General features: G+C 69.1%; 23 protein-coding genes and 3 tRNA genes. 20 read left to right on the top strand and 6 right to left on the bottom strand.

The window, feature by feature from the left end; all coding sequences use genetic code 11:
* Positions 1–182 precede the first annotated feature (182 nt).
* Positions 183–626 (bottom strand): Lrp/AsnC family transcriptional regulator, encoded by a 444-nt coding sequence (locus tag O9335_RS09765; RefSeq protein ID WP_298387201.1) that lies wholly within the window; start codon positions 624–626, stop codon positions 183–185.
* A 158-nt stretch (positions 627–784) separates the two neighbouring features.
* Between O9335_RS09765 and O9335_RS09760 the strand changes: the two genes are divergently transcribed.
* The 5 genes from O9335_RS09760 (at position 785) to O9335_RS09740 (ending at position 7051) form a co-directional block, all read left to right on the top strand.
* Positions 785–1879, top strand: a complete 1095-nt coding sequence (locus tag O9335_RS09760; RefSeq protein ID WP_298387199.1) for a saccharopine dehydrogenase NADP-binding domain-containing protein — start codon at positions 785–787, stop codon at positions 1877–1879.
* Between the two features lie 51 nt (positions 1880–1930).
* The gene (locus O9335_RS09755) at positions 1931–3451 is read left to right on the top strand and encodes an aldehyde dehydrogenase family protein (protein ID WP_298387196.1); all 1521 of its coding nucleotides are present in this window, start codon (positions 1931–1933) and stop codon (positions 3449–3451) included.
* A 133-nt stretch (positions 3452–3584) separates the two neighbouring features.
* A complete protein-coding gene (locus O9335_RS09750; RefSeq protein WP_298387212.1) occupies positions 3585–4472 on the top strand; it encodes a DUF1338 domain-containing protein in 888 nt (295 codons plus the stop codon).
* Positions 4472–5833, top strand: a complete 1362-nt coding sequence (locus O9335_RS09745; RefSeq protein WP_298387209.1) for an FAD-binding oxidoreductase — start codon at positions 4472–4474, stop codon at positions 5831–5833. The genes O9335_RS09750 and O9335_RS09745 overlap by 1 nt, the downstream gene beginning before the upstream one ends.
* A gap of 42 nt (positions 5834–5875) precedes the next feature.
* On the top strand, positions 5876–7051 hold the full coding sequence (locus tag O9335_RS09740; protein ID WP_298387192.1) for a hypothetical protein: 1176 nt from the start codon (positions 5876–5878) through the stop codon (positions 7049–7051).
* A gap of 56 nt (positions 7052–7107) precedes the next feature.
* On the opposite strand, the gene O9335_RS09735 is transcribed toward O9335_RS09740, so the two are convergent.
* Positions 7108–8511, bottom strand: a complete 1404-nt coding sequence (locus O9335_RS09735) for a M20/M25/M40 family metallo-hydrolase (RefSeq protein ID WP_298387188.1) — start codon at positions 8509–8511, stop codon at positions 7108–7110.
* Between the two features lie 109 nt (positions 8512–8620).
* On the opposite strand from O9335_RS09735, the gene O9335_RS09730 reads away from it, so the two are divergent.
* Both O9335_RS09730 and O9335_RS09725 read left to right on the top strand, forming a co-directional pair.
* Entirely contained in the window at positions 8621–9604 is a 984-nt protein-coding gene (locus tag O9335_RS09730) for a DUF2157 domain-containing protein (RefSeq protein WP_298387185.1), read from the top strand.
* A complete protein-coding gene (locus O9335_RS09725; RefSeq protein WP_298387182.1) occupies positions 9601–11133 on the top strand; it encodes a GDYXXLXY domain-containing protein in 1533 nt (510 codons plus the stop codon). Before O9335_RS09730 ends, O9335_RS09725 begins: the two co-directional genes overlap by 4 nt.
* Positions 11134–11139: 6 nt before the next feature.
* On the opposite strand, the gene O9335_RS09720 is transcribed toward O9335_RS09725, so the two are convergent.
* Positions 11140–11814: a dienelactone hydrolase family protein gene (locus tag O9335_RS09720; protein WP_298387179.1), complete on the bottom strand. Its 675-nt coding sequence runs from the start codon at positions 11812–11814 to the stop codon at positions 11140–11142.
* A 19-nt stretch (positions 11815–11833) separates the two neighbouring features.
* Positions 11834–13018: an MltA domain-containing protein gene (locus tag O9335_RS09715; protein WP_298387176.1), complete on the bottom strand. Its 1185-nt coding sequence runs from the start codon at positions 13016–13018 to the stop codon at positions 11834–11836.
* On the opposite strand from O9335_RS09715, the gene O9335_RS09710 reads away from it, so the two are divergent.
* Positions 13017–13145, top strand: coding sequence for a hypothetical protein (locus O9335_RS09710; RefSeq protein ID WP_298387174.1), 129 nt, complete (start codon positions 13017–13019; stop codon positions 13143–13145). The genes O9335_RS09715 and O9335_RS09710 overlap by 2 nt on opposite strands.
* Here O9335_RS09710 and apaG read toward each other — a convergent pair.
* Positions 13139–13513 (bottom strand): Co2+/Mg2+ efflux protein ApaG, encoded by a 375-nt coding sequence (gene apaG / locus O9335_RS09705; RefSeq protein WP_298387171.1) that lies wholly within the window; start codon positions 13511–13513, stop codon positions 13139–13141. The two genes, O9335_RS09710 and apaG, sit on opposite strands and share 7 nt — an antisense overlap.
* 183 nt (positions 13514–13696) lie before the next feature.
* Here apaG and rpe point away from each other — a divergent pair, with 183 nt between their 5' ends.
* The 3 genes from rpe to O9335_RS09690 are packed head-to-tail and all read left to right on the top strand — an operon-like array spanning position 13697 to position 15516.
* Complete coding sequence (rpe, locus tag O9335_RS09700; RefSeq protein WP_298387168.1) at positions 13697–14374, top strand: ribulose-phosphate 3-epimerase; 678 nt, start codon at positions 13697–13699, stop codon at positions 14372–14374.
* Positions 14375–14387: 13 nt separating this feature from the next.
* Positions 14388–14840, top strand: coding sequence for a low molecular weight phosphotyrosine protein phosphatase (locus O9335_RS09695; RefSeq protein WP_298387165.1), 453 nt, complete (start codon positions 14388–14390; stop codon positions 14838–14840).
* Positions 14833–15516, top strand: coding sequence for an HAD-IA family hydrolase (locus tag O9335_RS09690; RefSeq protein WP_298387162.1), 684 nt, complete (start codon positions 14833–14835; stop codon positions 15514–15516). The genes O9335_RS09695 and O9335_RS09690 overlap by 8 nt, the downstream gene beginning before the upstream one ends.
* A gap of 7 nt (positions 15517–15523) precedes the next feature.
* Here the strand turns inward: O9335_RS09690 and O9335_RS09685 are convergent, their stop codons facing one another.
* Positions 15524–16117 carry a chalcone isomerase family protein gene (locus tag O9335_RS09685; protein ID WP_298387159.1) on the bottom strand — a complete coding sequence of 198 codons (594 nt, stop codon included), beginning with the start codon at positions 16115–16117 and terminating at the stop codon, positions 15524–15526.
* Between the two features lie 310 nt (positions 16118–16427).
* On the opposite strand from O9335_RS09685, the gene trpE reads away from it, so the two are divergent.
* From trpE to O9335_RS09640, 9 genes are all read left to right on the top strand, one after another.
* Positions 16428–17912: an anthranilate synthase component I gene (gene trpE / locus O9335_RS09680; RefSeq protein WP_298387156.1), complete on the top strand. Its 1485-nt coding sequence runs from the start codon at positions 16428–16430 to the stop codon at positions 17910–17912.
* Positions 17909–18493 carry an aminodeoxychorismate/anthranilate synthase component II gene (locus O9335_RS09675; protein ID WP_298387154.1) on the top strand — a complete coding sequence of 195 codons (585 nt, stop codon included), beginning with the start codon at positions 17909–17911 and terminating at the stop codon, positions 18491–18493. The genes trpE and O9335_RS09675 overlap by 4 nt, the downstream gene beginning before the upstream one ends.
* Before the next feature lie 29 nt (positions 18494–18522).
* On the top strand, positions 18523–19545 hold the full coding sequence (gene trpD / locus O9335_RS09670; protein ID WP_298387150.1) for an anthranilate phosphoribosyltransferase: 1023 nt from the start codon (positions 18523–18525) through the stop codon (positions 19543–19545).
* A complete protein-coding gene (trpC, locus tag O9335_RS09665; protein WP_298387147.1) occupies positions 19538–20323 on the top strand; it encodes an indole-3-glycerol phosphate synthase TrpC in 786 nt (261 codons plus the stop codon). Before trpD ends, trpC begins: the two co-directional genes overlap by 8 nt.
* Positions 20320–21012 (top strand): uracil-DNA glycosylase, encoded by a 693-nt coding sequence (locus O9335_RS09660; protein WP_298387144.1) that lies wholly within the window; start codon positions 20320–20322, stop codon positions 21010–21012. Before trpC ends, O9335_RS09660 begins: the two co-directional genes overlap by 4 nt.
* Positions 21013–21030: 18 nt before the next feature.
* Positions 21031–21116 (top strand) — tRNA-Tyr (locus O9335_RS09655).
* Between the two features lie 16 nt (positions 21117–21132).
* Positions 21133–21206: transfer RNA gene (locus O9335_RS09650), tRNA-Gly, on the top strand.
* 75 nt (positions 21207–21281) lie between these two features.
* A tRNA-Thr gene (locus tag O9335_RS09645) sits at positions 21282–21356 on the top strand.
* Positions 21357–21401: 45 nt separating this feature from the next.
* Positions 21402–21504: GTP-binding protein (locus O9335_RS09640; RefSeq protein ID WP_029951219.1), on the top strand; the 103-nt coding region annotated here is incomplete at its 3' end.

Raw genomic sequence — 21504 nt, 5'->3', positions numbered from 1 at the left:
TCCCACCCCTTCCCATCCCGAACAGGACCGTGAAACACCTCAGCGCCGATGATAGTGCGGATTGCCCGTGTGAAAGTAGGACATCGTCAAGCTATTTACCCCCCAAAACCCCTCGATACCTCCCGTGTCGAGGGGTTTTGCTTTTTGCTGTCTGCCGACGGTAGGCGGTGGTTTGGTGGAACTCAGGCGATGCGATCGATGCGCATGGCGAGGAGCACCGATGTGGTGGTGCGGATGACGCCATCGATTTCGCCGATTTCGTCGAGCAGAGCGTCCAAGCGTTGGGTGCTGCCGGCGCGCAGCACGGCGAGGTAGTCGAACTCGCCGCTGACGGCGGCCAGCTGGCGTAGCTCGGGGAACAGGCTGAGGCGATCCACCACGCTTCGGGCGGCCTTGGGGCTGACGCTCAGGTTGACAAAGGCCTGCACGCCTTCCCGGCCCTCGGTCGCGCCCAGCCGCACCGTGTAGCCGACGATGACGCCTTGGGCCTCCAGTCGACTCAATCGGGACACCACGGTTGTGCGCGCCACCCGCAGGCGCTTGGCCAGGTCGGTGGTCGACATTCTGGCGTTGGACTGCAACGCGGCGATGAGTTCGCGGTCGAGGCCGTCGAGTGCGTGAACCATGGTTTTCCCCATTTCATACAAAAAGCAGAAACGAACATCCAAATCGACGAGATGGCTCTCCCTTTCGTCGAGTTGCTTCTGTATTTTGACGTGAACCCGCCCTAAAGTGAAGCCAACGCGCCGCTGGCGCTCAACCTCTCAAGACCACGGAGTTCCCCATGAAGATCGCCCTGCTTGGCGCTGGCCACATCGGACAAACCATCGCACGATTGCTGCACCAAAGCGGGGATTACCGCGTCACGGTGGTGGACAAAAATGCCCAGTACCTGAGCGCCTTGGCTGCCGAAGGCATCGCCACCGCGGCGGTTGACACCGAGGACACGGCGGCACTGGCGGCCCAATTGCGCGGACAGGACGCGGTGCTGAATGCCTTGCCCTACCACTTGGCCATCACCGCCGCCACGCTGGCGAAGGAGTGCGGTTGTCATTACTTCGACTTGACCGAAGACGTGGCCGCCACGAAGGCGATCAAGGACATGGCAGACGGCGCAAAGACCGCTTTCATGCCGCAGTGCGGACTGGCGCCGGGCTTCATTGGGATCGTCGCCCACCACTTGGCGAAGCAGTTCGATGAGGTGCGTGACGTGCAAATGCGCGTGGGGGCGTTGCCGGCCTTCCCGACCAACCAGCTGAAGTACAACCTGACGTGGTCGGTGGATGGGTTGATCAACGAGTATTGCCACCCCTGCGAGGCGATCCACGGCGGTGAGTTCATTTCGGCGCTCCCGTTGGAAGGGCTGGAGCACTTCAGCTTGGATGGCACGGAGTACGAGGCGTTCAACACATCGGGGGGTTTGGGCACGCTGTGTGAAACCTGGGCGGGCAAGGTGCGCAATCTGGATTACAAGACCGTGCGTTACCCCGGCCACCGCGGACTGATGAAGTTCCTGCTGGAGGACCTGGGCTTGGCGGCCGACCAAGAAAAACTCAAGGACATCATGCGCAAGAGCATGCCCGCGACGATGCAGGACGTGGTGCTGGTGTTCGTGACGGTGAGTGGCATGAAGAACGGCGTGCTCATGCAAGAGGTGTTCGCCCGCAAGATCTTTGCCGACCGGGATGTCAAGTCGCCCCTGAGCGCGATCCAGATCACCACGGCCGCCGGCATTTGCGCGGCCCTGGACCTGTTCCGCGAAGGCAGGTTGCCGCAGCAAGGCTTCATCCGGCAAGAGGAGGTCGCTTTGCCCGACTTCCTGGCCAACCGCTTCGGTCGGGCGTACCAGCAGTCGCGCCAGGTCGAGTCGATCGCCTGACTCCTGTCTCCCACCTTGTCGACCCGCTGCACGAAAGACCGTATGACCCCAATGTCCTCGCCCACCGCCGCCTCCTTGTTGCAACGCATGGGGGTCGCCCCGGCGCTTTACACCGACGGGACCTTGGCCGCCCGCTCGCCGGTTGATGGTGCTGTGACCGGCCGGGTGGTGGAGGCCTCCGCGCAGGACATGCAGGCGGCCATCGGGCGCGCGCATTCGGCCTTCTTGGCATGGCGGGTGATCCCGGCGCCCAAGCGGGGCGAGTTGGTGCGCGTCTTCGGTGAGGTGCTGCGCGCGCACAAGGCCGATTTGGCCGCTTTGGTGAGCCTGGAGGCCGGCAAGATCGCCAGCGAAGGGCTGGGTGAGGTGCAGGAGATGATCGACATCTGCGACTTCGCCGTCGGTTTGTCGCGGCAGTTGCATGGATTGACTATCGCCAGCGAGCGGCCGGGCCACCGCATGATGGAACAGTGGTTGCCGCTGGGCGTGGTGGGCATCATCAGCGCCTTCAACTTCCCGGTGGCCGTGTGGGCTTGGAACGCCGCCTTGGCCTTGGTGGCCGGGGACACCTGCATTTGGAAGCCGAGCGAAAAGACCCCGTTGACGGCGTTGGCCACGCAGGCTTTGTTCGACAAGGCCGTCGCCGCGTACAGCGCTGCCGGTCACACCGCACCCGAGGGCTTGAGCCAGGTGCTGAACGGTGGCGCCGCGGTCGGTGATGCGTTGGTGACGGACGCCCGCGTGCCCTTGATCAGTGCCACGGGGTCGACCCGCATGGGCCGCATCGTCGGGCCCAAGGTGGCGGCGCGCTTTGGTCGGTGCTTGCTGGAGCTGGGGGGCAACAATGCCCTGATCGTCAGCGACAAAGCCGACTTGGAACTGGCGGTGCGCGCCATCGCCTTCGGCGCCTGGGGCACGGCGGGTCAGCGCTGCACGACGACGCGGCGCGTGATCGCCCACCACAGCGTGCACGACGCCCTGGTCGAGCGTTTGGACAAAGTGCGGGTGCAATTGAAGATCGGGCACCCGCTGCATGACGGCACGCTGGTGGGCCCTTTGGTGGATCGGCAGGCTTTCGAGGCCATGCAAACCGCGCTGGATGCAGCGCGGTCCCAGGGCGGGCAGGTGCGGGGCGGTGAGCGCGCCTTGGCCGCCGATCACCCGGAGGCCTACTACGCCACCCCGGCCCTGGTGACCATGCCGGCCCAGACCGACGTGGTGTGCCACGAAACCTTCGCGCCCATCTTGTACGTGCTGAAGTACAGCAAGTTGGACGAGGCCATCGCCCTGCAAAACGCCGTGCCGCAGGGACTTTCCAGCGCCATCTTCACGACCGACCTCCGAGAGGCCGAGGCCTTCATGAGCGCCAGCGGCAGCGACTGCGGCATCGCCAACGTCAACATCGGCACCTCGGGCGCCGAGATCGGTGGCGCCTTCGGGGGCGAAAAGGAAACGGGCGGCGGCCGCGAGTCGGGCTCCGACGCCTGGCGGCAGTACATGCGCCGTGTGACCAACACGGTGAACTACAGCAACAGCCTGCCCCTGGCGCAGGGGGTCAAGTTCGATGTCTGATGCTCCACGCAATGGCGTTCATCGCCTCGTTCAAGGCTTGCTGGGGGCATCGGCGGCCGAGGCCCTGGTGGCTCAGTTGGAGATCGACCCGCGCTTGATCCGGCCCATCGGTGAGACGGTCAGCCGCGCCGAAATGGCCCAGGCCTTGAACATGGTGCTGTTCTTCGACTTGCACGAGCGCGTGCCCGAAGGGCACGACTACGTTCAGGATGTGATGGCCGCCGGCCAAAAGATCACCTTCGACCATGGTGCTTTGCGCACGGTGGCCTGGCCCAGCGGCGCCCTGCCGCCCGGCGAGGCGGCGATCTCCCGCGTGTTGCGCCCCTTGGGTTTCACCGTGGCCGACACCTATCCGCTGCCCCGCTTGAAGATGACCGGCCGCGCTTGGGCGCACGCCGATTTCCCGGAAACGATTGCGCAGTTCTTCGTCAGCGAGTTGCACCCGGAGCGCTTCAGTGCGCAGTTCCAAGCGGCGGTCACTCGCGTGCTGGCCGACAGCGTGGACCCGCTGGGACCGCAAGACATCGGTCGCCTGGAACGCCTGGGGCGCGATGCCGCTTTGCCCTGGAGCGACGCCTTGGCCCTGATGCCCAAGATCGTGGCGTGCTTCGGTCGGCAGCATGGGGGTTTTGCGCTGGCCGATTACGAAACGCTGCTGGCCGAGTCGGCGGAAATGGCCTGGATTGCCACCGAGGGCAATGCCTTCAACCACGCCACCGACCGGGTGAGCGACCTGCAGGCGCTGAGCGAAGCGCAAAAGCGCAAGGGACGCTCGATCAAGGACACGATCGAGGTCAGCGGCAGCGGACGCGTGATGCAAACCGCCTTCAAGGCCGCCCAGGTGGCGCGAGAGTTCCTTCACGAGGGCGAATGGGTCACGCGGCACGTGCCAGGCAGCTTTTACGAGTTCATCCAGCGCGAGCGGCTGCAGTGCGGTCGGCTGGATCTCGCGTTCGACGCCGGCAACGCGACGGCCATCTTCAAAATGACGACGCATGAAGCGTTGGAAATCCTGAATTGATGGGCTTGGAGGCCTTCATCCGGGCCGCGGGGTCGGTGGTCGACACCGAGGTGGAACCCCGCTACCTGAGCGGGGCGCGTTACGGCACGGGCGGCTCGCCGGCCGTTTGCCGCCCCGGCACCGCGGCCGATGTGGCCCACCTGCTGCAACGGGCCCAGGAGCACGGCGTGCGCCTGTTGCCGCAAGGCGCACACACGGGCCTGGTGAAGGCTGCCACGCCGCAGGGCGAGGTGGTGCTGAGCACCGAGCGGCTGCGGGGTGTGTTCGAGCTGGATGCACTGGACCGCACCCTGCGGGTCTCGGCGGGATTCCGCCTGTCGGAGGTGAACGAGCGGCTGCGCCCCCATGGTTTGCAGTTCGCCATCGACCTCAGTGCCGACCCGAGCATCGGCGGCATGCTGGCCCACAACACAGGGGGCACGCGCATGTGCCGCTATGGCGATGTGCGGGCCAACACCTTGGCCCTGGAGGTGGTGCTGCCCGATGGCGAGGTGTTGACGCTGGGCCGCGGCTTGGCGAAGGACAACGCGGCGCTGGCGCTGCAGCATCTGTTCATCGGCAGCAGTGGGGCTTTGGGCGTCATCACCGAAGCCACGCTGCGCCTGCAAGCCCTGCCCCGACACACTGCCGTGGCCCTGGTGGCGCCCGCGAGCCTGGAGGCGGTGTGGCCCCTGTACCAGCGCTTCACCCAGGCATGGGGCGGTTTGGTGTCGGCCTTCGAGGGCTTGAGTGCCAACGCCCTGGCCGCCGCCATCGAGGTGCGGGGCGGGGCCTCGCCCTTTGCGCAAGGGCTGCCGCCCTACAGCCTGCTGATCGAGCTGGCGGCGGATTTCGACGGTGTCGACCTGCGCGCTTTGCTGCACGGCGAGTTGGAAGCGGCTTTCGAGCGCGGTGATGTGCTGGACGCGGCGCTGGACAAGGACGACGCCCTCTGGGCCCTGCGGCATGCGGTAAGCGAGGGCCTGCGCGAGCGTGGGGCGGTCATTGGCTTCGACATCAGCCTGCCTCGCCGGGCCGTGTGGGCCTTCCGGGCGGAGGCCAGCGATTGGCTGTCGGGCGAGTTTCCACCCGCGCAGGTGTGCGACTTTGGCCATTTGGGCGACGGTGGCCAGCATTTCAATCTGGTGTGGCCCCGTGCAGCCGAGCCATTGGACGCACAGGCCTTGCAGCGCCTGCGCGAGGGCGTTTACGCCCGTGTGGCGGCGCATGGTGGCAGCTTCAGCGCCGAGCATGGTCTGGGGCCCTTGGTGCAGGGCACCTACCGAGCCCACACCGCCAGCGCCCTGCGGCAGGCCAGTGCACGCGTGGTGGCCGCGCTGACCCAAGGGGCGCTGGGCCCCGGTACCTTCGATTTCGGCTGAACCCGCCCGCGCCGGCCGCTGCGCAGCGCCGACAATGAGGGCATGAATCGTTCATGGGTTGGCCGCCTGCGTGCGGCGGTGCTGGGGCTGTTGTGCGCATTGGGCATGGGGGCAGGCTTCTCCACCTGGGCGGCTGAGCCCGCCGCCCCGGCGGAAGCGCAACCGCCGTCGCCCGAAGCCTGGGTGGATCGGTTCATCGCGCAAAACTTGCTGCCGCATTGGCGCGTGAATGCCGCCCACGACGAGCCCACTCGGCAGGCGGCCACCGCCATGGTGACCGAGCACCTGCCGCGCGTGCGGGCGTTGATGCTGGCCTGGTGGCGCGAGGAGCAGCAAGGGCCCCAGCCGACCCTGACGGCCGACCGGGTGATGGCGCGCATCTACAACGAGTTTGGCTTGTGGAGCCTGGACAGCCTGGGGTCGGCGCACGACGCCTTGGTGCTGCAGGCGCTGCAGAGCGAGACCGCCTGCCACCCGGTGGCCGAGCCGGTCACGGAAATGGACCAGCGTTTGGGGCGTCTGCGCGGCCTGCCTGCACCGGCTTTGGCCGAGGCCCTGGCGCACGAGCGGGCCTTGCTGGCGCGCTGGGGTCAGCCCCGTGCGCTGGCCGTGACCGAGCCCCAGCCCGTGGCGGCACTGATCGAGCGGGTGCGCCGCGGCGACACCGTCGGGCTGCAGCCCTTGCCGAGCCTGCTGCGCAGCTACGGCCCTGAGGCCCGGGCGGGCCAGCGGCGCGAAGTCGCCCGGGCGCGTGCGCTGGACCGCTGTCTGCTGCACCACTGGGCCCTGCGCAACGAACTGGCGCGGCCCGAGGTGCAGGGCGATCCGGCCCGTCAAGCGCAGGCCTTGGCGCGCTTTCGCGAGGGCCTGGCCATCCGACTGCCCGACCTGTTGTGGATCGGTCGCGAAGCGGCTGGCACGCCGCTCAAGTCCGACGATGGCTACCCCGAATTGCCCAAGCGCTTCGGGGTGACGGGTCGGGTGACCCTTTGGGTCGACTTGGACGCCAAGGGTCAGTTGATGCGGGCGACCGTGCACGAACGCGAACTGCGGGTGCCGGGCGTGCCGTCCGACGTGCGGCCGGTGGTGTTCGAGGCCTTGCTCGATGACGCCTCGGTGGCCCGGGCCAAGGCGCAAACGTACAAGGCGCCAGCCAGCGACAAGCTCAAGGACGGCGTGATGTCGGCCACGCAGGCTTTCGTCTGGACGCTGAATTGAGCGTGCGAGCGCCCGCCCCAGCTTGATTTTCCCTGACCTTTCGAGCCCCCGCGCGGTCAACGCGCCGGGTTCACCGGCGGTGCGTACGCCGCCAAGCTGCTGTGGCCATGAGCGCCCAGCGCCTGCACGCCGAAGACCACGTCGTCGCGCGACACACCGGCGATCACCGCCTCGCGGGCGCTGGCGGGCAGGTCGCGGGCCCATTCCCAGCGGGCCGACTCGCTGCGGCGCCACAGCACGCGGTAGCCGCTGGCGCCGGGGCTGGACGCCCAGATCAGGCGGGTGTCGTTGCTCAGTTCGCTGGCGTCCACCTGCACCTGCGCGGGCGGCGGCGGAGCCCAGGCCAAAGTGGCCAGGCCGGCGAGGTTGGCGCGGGTCACCCGGGCGAGGTAGTCCACGTCCACAAACGCGGGCAGGTCGCCCGCAAGCCGGCCGTTTTCCAGGCGCACGTTCTGGTGCTGGTTGGCGTAGTTTTCGAAGGGCTCGGTGAAGCGCACTGCGGCCAGGCCGCGTTCGAGGAAGGGCAGGTGGTCGCCGCCGCGCAGGGTGCGGTCGCGGCGCTGGATGAGGTCGATTTGCGTGCCCGGCACGTAAGCCTCGGCGGCGCGGGCCAGGTGGCGGCCCAGCTGCGCGGCGGGCAGGTCGTCGGCGCCACCAGCGGCGGCCAGGGCTTGCTGCGCTTTGAGACGGGGCGAGGGCTCGGCTTGCGCGCCTCGCAGCATCAGGCGCAGCAGCGGGTCGAGGCCGTCGGCGAACAGCCGAATGCGCATCGGGGCGTGCTCGCCTTGGGCGCCACTTGGGCTGCCCACGATGTCGTTGGTGACCATGGCCTCGACGGTCTGGCCGTCGATGTCGAGTTCCTTGGCCAGTTGGGCGGCGCCGAGCAGGCCCTGCTCCTCACCCGACACGGCGGCGAACACCAGCGTGGCCTCGGGTTGGCGGGTCGAACGGGCCATCGTGCAGGCCATGGCCATCACGGCGGCGGTGCCCGAGGCGTCGTCGTTGGCGCCGGGGGCGTCGCCTTGGGCGTCCATCACGTCGGCGTTGCGGCTGTCGTAATGACCGCTGACGACGATGAAGCGCTTGGGGTCGCGGCCGGGCAGGGTGGCCAGCACGTTGACGATCTCGGTGGGCGCCGCGATGCGCCGGCCCACGGGCTCGATGTGGCTGCGGGTGCTGATTTCCAGCGGTGTGTCCTTCGCACAGGCGCGCCATTCGCGCTCGATCCAACGCCGCGCCGCGCCGATGCCGCGGGTGTCGCTCGCCGTGTCCGACGCCGTGTGTCGCGTGCCGAACGCGGCCAGGGTGTCGATGTGGCGGCGCAGCAGCGCAGGGTCGATGGCCTGCAGCAGCGGGGCCAGCGCCGGGTCGGCCGGCGGGGAGGGCACGGGGGTGGGTGCCGGGCTTTGGGCCGAGGCTTGGAAGGCCAAGGCGGCGAGGGTGCAGGCCAGGGGACGCATGGGAACGAGCTCCAACAGGGGTGGCGCCAACCGCGTCGCACGGTACCGCTTGGAGCGACTCGGCGCTTCCGCGGGGCAGCGGGGCGGCAGGGTGCCTAGGATCGAGGCCTTGCACCTTACCCGCTACCGCATGACCGACTGTCGCCCTGGGCTTCACGCCCTGGCCGTGGACCACGGCCTCGATCCGCAGCGCACCCGCGCCCTGCTTGCCCTGGTGGAAGACGCGCCGCCGCCCCGCTTGGCCGAACGCCTGCTGCCCGCCGTGGGCGCGGTGGCGGCCTTGCTGGTGGGCCTGGGCGTGGTGATGTGGGTGGCAGCCAACTGGCCCGACTGGGGCCGGACCACGAAGTTCGCGCTGCTGCAAGGCTTGGTGGCCAGCAGCCTGCTGGGCGCCTGGACCCTGCCGCACGCGCGGCCCGCGCTGGGCCTGCTGGCCTGGCTGGGGCAGGGCGCCCTGTTCGCTTACTTCGGCCAGACCTACCAAACCGGCGCCGACCCTTGGCAATTGTTCGCGCTGTGGGCTGCCCTGGCGCTGCCCTTGGCGCTGGCCGTGCGGCACGACGCCGTGTGGGCGCCCTGGACGCTGACGGCCACGCTGACCGTGGTGCTGTGGGTGCAGGCGCACAGCGGGCATCGCTGGGCCTCGGACGCCGACGCGCTCACGCCCCAGTTGCTGGGCGCCGCGGCCCTGGTGGCCCTGGCCGCAGCGCTGGCGCCCTGGGCGCAGCGTTGGCACGGCGCCGGCTTGTGGGCCTGGCGCGCGCAGGGCGTGTGGGGCGTGGTGGTGATCAGTGGCTGGGCCTTGATGGCCGTGTTCACAACCCGCTGGGGGCCGCAGTACGCCTGGCTGGGCGGGCTGCTGCTGGCCGCGGGCGCTGCGCTGTGGCGCCAGGGGGACCTGGTGATGCTGTCGTCCACCGCCCTGGCGATCAACGTGTGGGCACTGGCCGGCTTCGGCCGCTGGTTGTTCGAGGGCGGCAGTGGAAGCGACTGGCTCGGCAAGGCCTTTGTTTTCGGCTTGGTGGCTGCCGGCCTGCTGGCCGGCACCGTGAGCCTGCTGATGCGCCGCCATCGCGCCGGAGGTGCCGCATGAGCCCCGCCGAACTGCTGCAGCGCGCCCAGGCCCAGGGCTTGCTGCCCAAGGCCGCGGCGTGGCCCAACACCGAGCAGCGGCCCTGGCCGGTGCAGTTGCTCACGGCCGTGGGCGCGTGGTTTGCCGCTGTGCCGTTGCTGGCCTTCATCGGCGGCTTGCTGGGCCCGCTGGTGCGCGACGGCGTGGGTTTGCTCTTCGTGGGGGCGGGCTTGATCGTCGTGGCCGTGCTGCTGCTGCGCGACCGTGCCGTGCCCCTGTTCGTGGAGCAACTGGCCGTGCCGTTGCTGTTGGTGGGCCTGCTGTGCGTGGGCTGGCGCCTGCACGAAAGCCTGCCCGACGAACCCGCCTGGGCCGCCTTGACCCTGCTGTGCCTTGGGCTGGCCTGGCCGCTGCCGCGTCCGTGGCTGCGCACCTTGCTGGGCGCCGGCGCGGCGGCTTGCTGTTGGGCACTGAGCAAACCATGGTCGGGGCCCTGGTCCTTGCCAGGCTGGCCGCAGTGGGCCGTGGCCACGGCCCTGCTCGCTGTATGGGCCGGGGTGGCGCGTGCACTCCTGTCGGCCCGCGTCGCGCAGGCCTGGTGGTCCACTGGGGCCGGCTGGCTGCTGACGGTGCTGGCTGCGCTGGCCGTGCAAAGCGGCAGCCCGTTCCTGGTGGCGGGATTGAGCGGCTTGCACCGTGGCGACACCCCATGGGGCAGCGCCGTGCTGGCCCTGGGCAGCGGCGCCACTGCGGTGCTGGGCTTTGCCCTGCTGGCCCGCGCCTGGCCGCCCCTGCGCGCTGCGCGTTGGGCGCTGTTGGCGCTGCTGCTGGCCACCTTGGCCTTGGTGCTGCCGGCGCTGGGCCCCATCGCGTTGGCAGCCGCGCTGTGCGCGCGCCAGCAGCGCTGGCGCCTGGCTGCGGCCGCGGGCCTGGCAGCGCTGTGGGTCCTGGGGGCGTTCTACTACCAACTGGCCTGGCCGCTGGCGCACAAGGCCCTGGGCCTGGTGACGCTGGGCCTGCTGGTGGCCGCCATCGTCCGGCCGCGCTGGGTGCCTGGCGCGGCCGGCCTGGACCGCCGCTGGGGCGCCTTGCTCGCGCTGGCGCTCACCCTGGGCGTGGCCAACGTGGGCATCGCCCAGAAGGAGCGTCTCATCGCCCAGGGGGAGCCCCTGTTCGTGCCCCTGGCCCCGGTCGACCCGCGATCCCTGATGCAGGGCGACTACATGCGTTTGAACTTCAGCGTGCCCACCGACGCCGCGCCGCCGCGCGCGAGTTGGGGCGCGCAGCGCCCCCTCGTGGTGTTGCGCCGCGATGCCCAAGGCGTGGCCACCTTCGTGCGGACCGACGACGGCCGTGGGCTGGCCGCGGACGAGCGCCGCGTCGAACTCAGCCCCAAGGATGGGCACTGGATCCTGGTCACCGACGCCTGGTACTTCCGCGAGGGCGAGGCCGAGCGCTGGCAACGCGCACGTTTCGGCGAGTTCCGCGTCACCCCCGATGGGCGAGCGCTTTTGGTGGGGCTGCGGGGGGAGGGGCTGGCGCCCCTTTGAGCTGCCTCAGGCCAGGTGTTGCCGCAAGAACGCCAGCGTGCGCTGCCACGCCAGATCGGCGCAGGCGGCGTCGTACACCTCAGGGCGGGTTTGGTTGAAGAAGGCGTGGTCGGCCTCGTAGTGGTGGACGTCGGGCTGGCGGCCGGCATCGCGCATCGCGGTCTCCATTCCTTGCACGACGGCTGGGGTGCACCAGTCGTCCCGGCTGGCGAAGTGGCCTTGGAATGGGATGGTGATGGTGGCCGGGTCGGCCAGCGAGGTGGGCGGCACGCCGTAGAAGCACACGGCGGCGCTCAAGCCCGGCACGTGCGCCGCCGCGGCCACCGTGAGTGCACCGCCCATGCAAAAGCCCATCACCGCCACCGGACGGCCGTTGCGTGCCGCCAGGTGGGCCACGGCACCGCGCACGTCTTGGTGCGTGGCGTCGGCAAAGTCCAGGCCACTCATCAGGTGGTTGGCTTCTTCGCCATCGGCCGCCAAGCGGCCCCGGTACAGGTCGGGCACAAGGGCATGGAAGCCGGCTTCGGCCAAGCGATCGGCCACCGAGCGGATCTGGGCGTTCAAGCCCCACCACTCTTGCAGCACGACGACGCTGGGCGCCTCGGTCGATGCGGCGGGCGCCAGGTAGGCGCGGGTCAGGGCGCCGTCGGGGCGGCAGAAGTCGACGAACGAGGCGGTCATGGCAGTCTCCTGGGAGGGTTCAAGAAGGCAAAGGGGCGCCGCGCGGCCACAGCGCCCACCAGCGCAGCGGCTGCTTCATGCGGCCGGCTTGGGCCAGGGCGGGTTCGCCCCAGCCGAAGAACAGGTCGGCGCGAACGGCGCCGACGATGGCCGTGCCTGTGTCCTGCGCCAGCACCAGGCGGCGCAGCGGCGTCGGGCTCAGAGGCTCGGTGGTGTCGAGCCACAAGGGCGTGCCGTAGGGCACAGCCCGCGGGTCCACGGCCACGCTCCGCCCTGGGGTCAGCGGCAAGCCCTGGGCCCCGCGTGGGCCCAAGGCGGGGTCGGTCAAGGGCTCTTCACGAAAGAACACCACCCGCGGGTTGGCGGCCAACAGTTCGTCTTGACGCTCGGGGTTTTGCAAGGTCCAGGCCTTGATGGCGGGCCAGTTGGCGCCGCCCTCGCGCAGTTCGCCCTGTTCGATCAGCCAGCGGCCCAGGCTTTGGAACGGCTGCTGGTTGTGACCGGCGAAGGCCAGTCGGCGTTGCTGCTCGCGCCCATCCGGTTCGGTGATGCGCACCCGACCCGACCCCTGAATCTGCAGCAGCATCGCGTCCAGGGCGTCGTCCAGGTAGGCGATGGCCTGCAGGCGGTGCTGCGCGGCAGAGGCTTGCAGCGTGGCCCGCGGCGCTTGGGCCAGCGCGGGGTCGCGAGGCGGCGCCCACAGCGGCACCCGAAAGCGCGCGTCGGGCTGGCGCCGGGCGCGCAGTTCAGGCTCGAAGTAACCGGTGGCCAGGCCCTCGTCGCGGCCGTTCAGCGCTTCCACGCGGTAGGGCTGCAAGGTCTGCATCAACCAGCCATGAGCCTGCAGCGGGTCGCTGGGTTCGGGGTGGGCCTGCAACTGCCGACACCAAGCCCGCCAAGCTTCGGGAGGGCGGCTGCAGTTTTGGCGCAGCACGGGCCACAGCGTGTGCAGTTCGTCCTGCCCCCAGCCGGGCAAGCCCGTCCAGTGGATGGGCACCCAGCGGGCCGGGCCGCGCAGGTGGATGGGGCTGGCGGGGCCCTGCTCATCGGCCCCTGGCGGGGCCGGGCTGCCTGTTGGGCTGGGGGGGGGCTTCGGCGGCTGGTGCGGTGGGCTGCTGCAGGCGGCCAGCAACGCCAGCCCCAGCGCGGCCCCCACGCCCATGCGGCAACGCGGGGGATGGGCCTCGTGCTGCAATGGCGGCATGGGGTTGCTCTTGCTCGAGGCGCTGGGCGCGCTGCTGATCTTTGTGTTCATCATCTGGTGGACGATGTTTTCGGGTCGTCCAAAAGGCGAGCGCCGCCGGGACGAGGACGAGCCCCCTGCTCAGTGAAGCTGGCCGCTGTCACTCAGCACGAATTCGGGCACCTCGGCCCAAAACACCTCGGCTTGCTCGCTGACGCACAGGTAGCGGCCCTTCATCGTGCCCTGGGGGGTGGCGATGCTGGCCCAACTGCTGTACTGAAAGGCTTGGCCGGGCTGCAGGTAGGGCTGGTGTCCCACGGCGCCCAATCCGCGCACCTCTTGATGGGCGCCGGTGCTGTCCACGATGGTCCAGTGCCGAGCCACCAACTGGGCCGGCACGCGGCCCGTGTTCTCGATGGTCACGCTGTAGCTGTAGGCCCAGCGGCCTTCGTCCGGTGCGGTTTGTTCGGGCAGGGGCTTGACCTCGACGCGGCAGGTGAACTCGGCTTGGGTCATGGAGGGGCGCGATGGCAACGATGGTGGGGGGAGGGGGCGACGCCGAGCGGCGCTTCGCCGAATGCAAACGCTTGATTTTCCCGCTTGCCGGCGCTGCCTCGGCCGAGCAAGGGGATTCCCCGGGCCGACCGGGGTCCAGCGGCCCGCGCAATCGGGCTTGAGGGGCTTCCTAGAATCCAGGCCATGACCGCCCTCATCGCCCCAAGCCTCTTGTCGGCCGATTTCGCCCGCTTGGGCCCAGAGTGCCGCGACGTGCTCGCCGCTGGCGCCGACTGGATCCACTTCGACGTGATGGACAACCATTACGTGCCCAACCTGACCTTCGGTCCCATGGTGTGTCAAGCGCTGCGCCCGCACGCGGTCAAGCCCGACGGCACGCCCGCGGTCATCGACGTGCACCTGATGGTCGAACCGGTGGATGCTTTGGCGCAGGCCTTCTGCAAGGCAGGGGCCGACGTGGTGAGCTTTCACCCCGAGGCCAGCAAGCACGTGGACCGCACGCTGCAACTCATCCAGGCCGAGGGCAAGCAAGCGGGCCTGGTGTTCAACCCGGGCACGCCGCTGGATGTGCTGGATTGGGTGATCGACAAGGTCGACCTGATTCTGATCATGAGCGTCAACCCCGGCTTTGGCGGGCAAAGCTTCATCGACTCCGCGTTGCGCAAGCTCGAACAGGCACGCCGCCTGATCGAGCGCACCGGTCGCGACATCCGGCTGGAGATCGACGGCGGCGTGAAGGTGGACAACATCCGCCGCATCGCCGACGCCGGCGCCGATACCTTCGTCGCCGGCTCGGCCATCTTTGGTCAGCCCGACTACCGCCAGGTGATCGACGCCATGCGTCAGCAACTCGCGGGCTGACCCCGGCGCGGGCATGCCCGAATCGGTCCTCTTCGTCTGTCGCGCCAACCTGTGCCGTTCGGCCATGGCCGAGGCGGTGCTGCGCGCCTGTGCGCCAGCCCTGGGTGTGGACCGCGTGGGCTCGGCAGGCGTTTGGGCGGCCACGCGGCCGCAGCCGATGGACCCGAGGGCGCGCGCGGCACTCGAGCGGCGTCGCTATGAGGTGCCTGCCCCGTGGCGGTCCCGGCGCGTCTCACCCAACGACTTGGCCGACTGGGACCTCATCTTGGCCGCCGACCACGAGGTCTTGGCTGCACTGCAAAGGCTGTGGCCCGACGCCCCTTCGAGCCGGTTGCGCTTGATGCTCGATCACCTGCCTGCTCACGCCGGCCAGGACGTCCCCGACCCCTACTTCTGCAGCGAGGCCGGGTTCGAGGCGGCGCTCACCCTCATCGAGCAGGCTGTGGGGGGCTTGGGGCGTGCCTGACGCCCAGAGCGCGCCGCTGGCGCTGTTGATCGACCTCGACGGCACCTTGGTCGACACCGTGGGCGACTTCGTCGCCGCCTTGCAGGCCACAGGTCGCGAGTTGGGCTTGGCGGCGACCGACCCGGAATGGGTTCGCCACGCCATCGGCCGCGGCGGCCAGCGCCTGGTGCAGGGCTGGTTGGCGCACCATGGGGCGCCGCCAGCATGGTTCGATGCCGCTTGGGTGACCTACTCCGCCCATTACGCCGCCCTCAACGGGCAACGGGCCCGGGTGTTCGACGGCGTGCGCGAGGCGCTGCCGCTGCTGGGCATGCCGCTGGCCTGCGTGACCAACAAGCCCCAGGCCAATGCCGAGGCGTTGCTGCGGCATTTGGGTCTGCGCGACGCCTTTGCCGCGGTCGTGGGCCAGCAAGCTGGCCTGCGCCCGAAGCCCCACCCCGACGCGCTTTGGCGGGCGTGCGAGGCCCTGGGCGTACCGCCCGCGGGGGTGTGGATGGTGGGAGATTCCCGCAACGACGCCGAATCGGCCGAGGCGGCGGGTTGTGCGGCCGTGGTGCTGATGACCTACGGCTACAACCATGGAGAGCCGGTGAGCGCGGTGCCGGCCCGCGCCCACCTGCACCGCCTGGACCACCTGCCCGCCCTGTGGGGCGGGCCGGGGTCCGGCAGCGCTTGAGGGCCGATCAGCGACCCTTGCCCTTGCCCAGCCAGGCGTCCTTCAGGTTGTCGTCGGCCGGGTGCTCACCCACCCAGATGCGCAGCAGCGCGTTGTAGAACTCGGCTTCCTTGATGACCTCGCCCTGCGCCTTGCCGTCAAAGACCACCTGAGAGCCGGTGCCCGGCACGAAGTCCACCTGAATCAGGCTGCCCGATGGGGCGTTCTTCAGGTCCGCAAAGATTTGGCCGAACTTGAAGATGCCGTTGATGGTCTTGGCGCGGTCTTCGGGCAGCATGTTCTTCTGCATGGCGTCGGTGAACGCCTTGCCCAAGTCTTTGCCGCTGACGTCGCGCAGCATGCGGATTTGCACGCGCTTGGCACCGTCCATCTTGATGATGGCGTCCGGCGTGTCGGCCTTGGCCTTGAGGTAGAGGCCCGCCGCGTACACCTTGAACACGGCGCGGTAGCGCACCCCGGCGCCATTCAGTACCAGCTTCTGACCGGCCACGTCGGCCGAGGTTTCGAACTTGGCACCGCCAGCCTCGACCGTTTGGGCCTGAGCGGTGAAGGGGAGGGCCAGCGAGAGCAGAACGGTCAAAGCGGCACGGCGCAACAGCATGGTGAGGGTCTCCGGTTGGTGATGGCTGAGTTGCCAGGGAATGCAAGGTCCAGCGCGGCCCATTGTGCGCGTGTCTGGCGCCCATGGCATCCGCAGCAACACGGGGCGTAAGGTTGTTCGGGCACGCCCGCTAAACTGAGTCGCATGTTCGTTGCACGCAAGCACACGCGCGGGTCGGCAGACCGGGGAGCCTGGCCCTGGCGGGCCTGAACGCATGCCCCCAGCGGCCCACCCATAGGCCAAATGCGCCGACAACGCCGCCGCGCCGTCTCGGGACGGCGGGCCGGACTTTCCCCCTGAAAGCCCCGACGTGATCACGAACGACGAATTCCTTCGCCTGGCCGCTGCCGGGCACAACCGCATCCCCTTGGTTCGCCAAGCGCTGGGCGACCTCGACACGCCCCTGGCGCTCTACCTCAAGCTGTGTGGCGGGCAGCGTCACAGCGTGCTCCTCGAATCCGTGGTGGGCGGCGAGCGCTTTGGCCGCTATTCCTTCATCGGTCTGCCGGCGCGCACCCTGTTGCGGGCCACCGGCAACACCACCGAGTTGGTGACCGATGGTGCCGTGGTGGAGCGCTGGGACGGCAACCCGCTGGACGCCATCCAGGCCTACCAGCGGCGCTTGACACCGGCCATCCCGGTCGGGCTGCCGCGCTTTTGCGGCGGTCTGGCCGGCTACTTCGGCTACGAGGCGGTGCGCGCCATCGAGCCCCGGCTGGCGGCGTCGCGCCGTGGCAACGGCTTGGGCACGCCCGACATCCAACTGCTGCTGACCGATGAGGTGGTCGTCGTCGACAGCCTGGCCAGCCGCCTGCACTTCATCGTGTGGGCCGACCCGGCGCAGCCTGACGCTTACGAGGCCGCTCAAGCGCGCTTGGCCGCGCTGGTCGAACGCGCTCAGCGCCCGGCCAGCGCCCCGCCGCTGTTGCCCATGCCCGCGCAGCCGGTGGAGCGCCATTTCGCGCAGGCCGACCTCATCGCCGCGGTGGAAAAGGCCAAGGCTTACATCGCGGCGGGCGACTGCATGCAAGTGGTCATCGGCCAGCGCTTGCGCAAGCGCTTCGAGGCCCCGCCCATCAACCTGTACCGCGCGCTGCGCACCCTCAATCCCAGCCCGTACATGTACTTCTACGACATGGGGGACTTCCAGATCGTCGGCGCCTCGCCTGAGATTTTGGTGCGCGAAGAGCGCCTGCCCGACCAGCAGCGCAAGATCACCGTCCGCCCTCTGGCCGGCACCCGTCCGCGCGGCGCCACGCCCGAGGCCGATGCCGCCTTGGAGGCGGAGCTGCGCGCCGACGCCAAGGAGCGCGCCGAGCACCTGATGCTCATCGACTTGGCCCGCAACGACATCGGCCGCGTGGCCCGCACGGGCAGCGTCAAGGTCACCGAGGCCTTCGCCATCGAGCGCTACTCGCACGTCATGCACATCGTCAGCAACGTCGAGGGCATCTTGCGTCCCGAGGTCGACCAGCTCGACGTGCTCAAGGCCACCTTCCCGGCAGGCACCCTCACGGGCGCGCCCAAAGTGCGGGCCATGGAATTGATCGACGAGTTGGAGCCCGTCGAGCGCGGCATCTACGGTGGCGCCTGCGGCTACCTCAGCTTCGCGGGCGACATGGACCTGGCCATCGCCATCCGCACCGGCATCGTCAAAGACGGCGTGCTGCACGTGCAGGCCGCGGCTGGCGTGGTGGCCGACTCGGTGCCCGAGCTGGAATGGAAAGAAACCGAGGCCAAGGCGCGCGCCGTGCTGGCTGCGGCCGAGTTGGTCGAAGGGGGGATGCTCTCGTGATTCTGATGATCGACAACTACGACAGCTTCACCTTCAACCTCGTTCAGTACCTGGGCGAGTTGGGCGCCGAGGTGAAGGTGCTTCGCAACGACGAGATCGACGTCGCCGGCATCGGGGCGCTGAAACCCTCGCACCTCATCCTGTCGCCCGGCCCTTGCACGCCCAACGAAGCCGGCGTGTGCGTGCCGGCCATCCAGGCCTTCATAGGCCAAATCCCCATCCTGGGCGTGTGCTTGGGTCACCAGAGCATCGGCCAGGCCCTGGGCGGCCAGATCGTCCGCGCCCAAGTGCAAATGCATGGCAAGGCCAGCACCATCCACACCGACCAGCGCGGCGTGTTCCGCGGTCTGCCCGAGCGCTTCAGCGTCATTCGCTACCACTCGCTGGCCATCGAGCGCGAGACCTGCCCGACCGAGTTGCTCGTCACGGCGCGCACCGACGACGGCGAAATCATGGGCGTGCGCCACCGCGAGCTGGCGGGCACCGCCACGCCCCTGGAAGGGGTGCAGTTCCACCCGGAGTCGATCTTGAGCGAACACGGTCACGCCATGCTCAAGAACTTCCTCGAGCTCGCCCACTGACGCCTCGCCCCCTTTCTCGGACCCTGACCATGCCCATCACCGACACCGAAGCGCTTCAACGCGTCATCGAGCACCGGGAAATCTTTCCCGACGAGATGCTGCACTTGATGCGCCGCATCATGACCGGCGAGATGACGCCCGTCATGGCAGCGGCCCTCATCACCGGCTTGCGCGTCAAGAAGGAAACCGTGGGCGAAATCGCCGCGGCCGCGCAGGTCATGCGCGAACTCAGCCGCAAGGTCGAGGTGGCGGCCAGCCCCCACCTGCTCGACGTCGTCGGCACCGGGGGCGACGGCGCGCACAGCTTCAACATCAGCACCTGCGCCAGCTTCGTGGCGGCCGCCGCGGGGGCTCAGGTCGCCAAGCACGGCGGCCGCAGCGTCAGCTCCAAGACCGGCAGCGCCGACGTGCTCGAGGCGCTCGGCGCCCGGATCGACCTCGCCCCCGAGCGTGTGGCCGACTGCATCCAACGTGTGGGCTTCGGCTTCATGTTCGCGCCCAACCACCACCCGGCCATGAAAAACATCGCCCCGGTGCGCAAAGAACTTGGGGTGCGCACCGTGTTCAACATCCTCGGGCCGCTGACCAACCCCGCCGGCGCGCCCAACATCCTGATGGGCGTTTTTCACCCCGATTTGGTCGGCATTCAAGTGCGCGTGCTGCAGCGCTTGGGCGCCCAGCATGCGCTGGTCGTCTACGGCCAGGATGGTTTGGACGAGTTGAGTCTGGGCGCCTCCACCCTGGTGGGCGAACTCAAAGACGGGCAAGTCACCGAGTACGAACTCCACCCCGAAGACTTCGGCCTGCCCATGGCCCACACCCGCCGCCTGCGCGTGGCCGATGCCACCGAAAGCGCCGCGCTGGTGCGCGGCGTGCTGGCGGGCGACGAGGGCGTGCACCGCGACGTCGTGCTGCTCAACGCCGGCGCCGCGCTGTACGCCGCTCAGGTGGCCGATAGCGTGGCCGACGGCGTCGAGCGCGCCCGCAGCGCCATCGACCGCGGCACCGCCCGCGCCAAGCTGGACGCTTTCGTGGCGGCGACCCATGGATGACATCCTGCGCCGCATCGTTGCGGTCAAGCACGACGAAGTGGCTGCGCTGCGCCCCCAGGCCCATGCGCTGCGCCATCAGGCCGAGGCGGCCGATGCCCCGCGCGGTTTTGCCCGAGCGCTCCAGTCTGCCGTGGCGGCCGGCCGCAGCGCCGTCATCGCTGAGGTCAAGAAGGCCAGCCCCAGCAAGGGCGTGCTGCGCGAGTCCTTCGACCCGGCGGCCATCGCCACCAGCTACGCCCAGCACGGTGCCGCCTGCCTGAGCGTGCTCACCGACGAGCGCTTTTTCCAGGGCAGCCGCCACAACCTCGAACGCGCCCGCGCGGCCTGTGCCTTGCCGGTCATTCGCAAGGACTTCGTCATCGACGAGTTGCAAGTCATCGAAGCCCGTGCCATGGGTGCCGACGCCATCTTGCTCATTGTTGCCTGCCTGGACGACGCGCAACTGCGGGACCTGGAGGCTTGCGCGATGGACCTGGGCATGGACGTCCTGGTGGAAAGCCACGACGCTGGCGAGCTCGACCGCGCCTTGCGGCTGCGCACGCCACTGCAGGGCATCAACAACCGCAATCTGCGAACGTTCGAGGTCAGCCTGGAGACGACCTTGGCCCTGCGCGACCGCGTCGCCGACGGGCGGTTGCTGATCACCGAGTCCGGCATCCTCGGCCCGGCCGATGTGGCCCGCATGCGCGAGCACGGCGTGCATGCCTTCTTGGTGGGCGAGGCCTTCATGCGCGCGGCCGACCCCGGTGCGGCGCTGGCTGCCCTGTTCGGTCCGTGATCGAGCCCGGCGCCCTTGCACCCGGTTGGGCCGAGGTGGTGGAGCCTTGGTGGCATGGCGCCCACGCATTGCGCGCCCGTTTGTCCGAGCGCGAATCCGCGGGCGCCACCCTGTATCCGCCCGACCCTTGGCGCGCCTTGCGCCTGACGCCGCTCGACCAAGTTCGCGTCGTCATCTTGGGCCAGGATCCTTACCACGGCCCCGGCCAAGCGGAGGGCTTGGCGTTTTCGGTGCCCAAGGGCATCAAGCCTCCGCCCAGCTTGCGCAACCTGCTGGCCGAGTGGTCTCGCGACCTGAGTCTGCCCTTGCCGCCGTCGGGCCACCTCGGCGCCTGGGCGTGTCATGGGGTCCTGCTGCTGAACACGGTGCTCACCGTCGAAGACGGTCGGCCGGCGGCCCATGCCCGCTGGGGATGGGAGTCGCTGACCGATGCCCTCATTCGGCGCGCCAGCGAGCACCAGGCACCCAAGGCCTTTTTGCTTTGGGGCGCGCACGCCCAGGCCAAGAGCGCGCTGGTTGACGCTCGGCGCCACCTCGTGCTGCAAGCCAACCACCCGTCGCCCTTGGCGGCGCGCCGGCCACCGATCCCCTTCCTGGGGTGTGGGCACTTTGGCTTGGCCCAAGCTTGGCTGGCCGAACAGGGCCGGGTCATCGACTGGCGGTTGCCTGCTCAGGCGCCTGTGCTATAGTCGCGGGCTCGCCCTGTCGGAGGGGTGGCCGAGTGGTTAAAGGCAGCAGACTGTAAATCTGCCCGCTAACGCGTACGCTGGTTCGAATCCAGCCTCCTCCACCAAAGTTTGCTTCCCAGGGCGGGAGTAGTTCAATGGTAGAACCTTAGCCTTCCAAGCTAATGACGCGGGTTCGATTCCCGTCTCCCGCTCCAACGCGGGGCTTGTGAGGTCGAGGCGACACCGGATTGCGGATGCGGCTCGGTTTGGGTCCTCAATCCTGTGTCGCTGCCCATGTGGCTCAGTGGTAGAGCACTCCCTTGGTAAGGGAGAGGTCGCGGGTCCGATTCCCGCCATGGGCACCACTTTCTTTTTCTTCACCTGTCTGATCAGATCGCCAGGAGCATCAAATGGCAAAAGGTAAATTTGAACGCACCAAGCCGCACGTCAACGTTGGCACGATTGGCCACGTGGACCACGGCAAGACCACGCTGACGGCTGCGATCGCGACGG

The sequence above is a fragment of the Inhella sp. genome (genome assembly GCF_027532025.1).
Taxonomy (GTDB): domain Bacteria; phylum Pseudomonadota; class Gammaproteobacteria; order Burkholderiales; family Burkholderiaceae_C; genus Inhella.
This window is presented reverse-complemented; position numbering and strand designations above follow the sequence as displayed.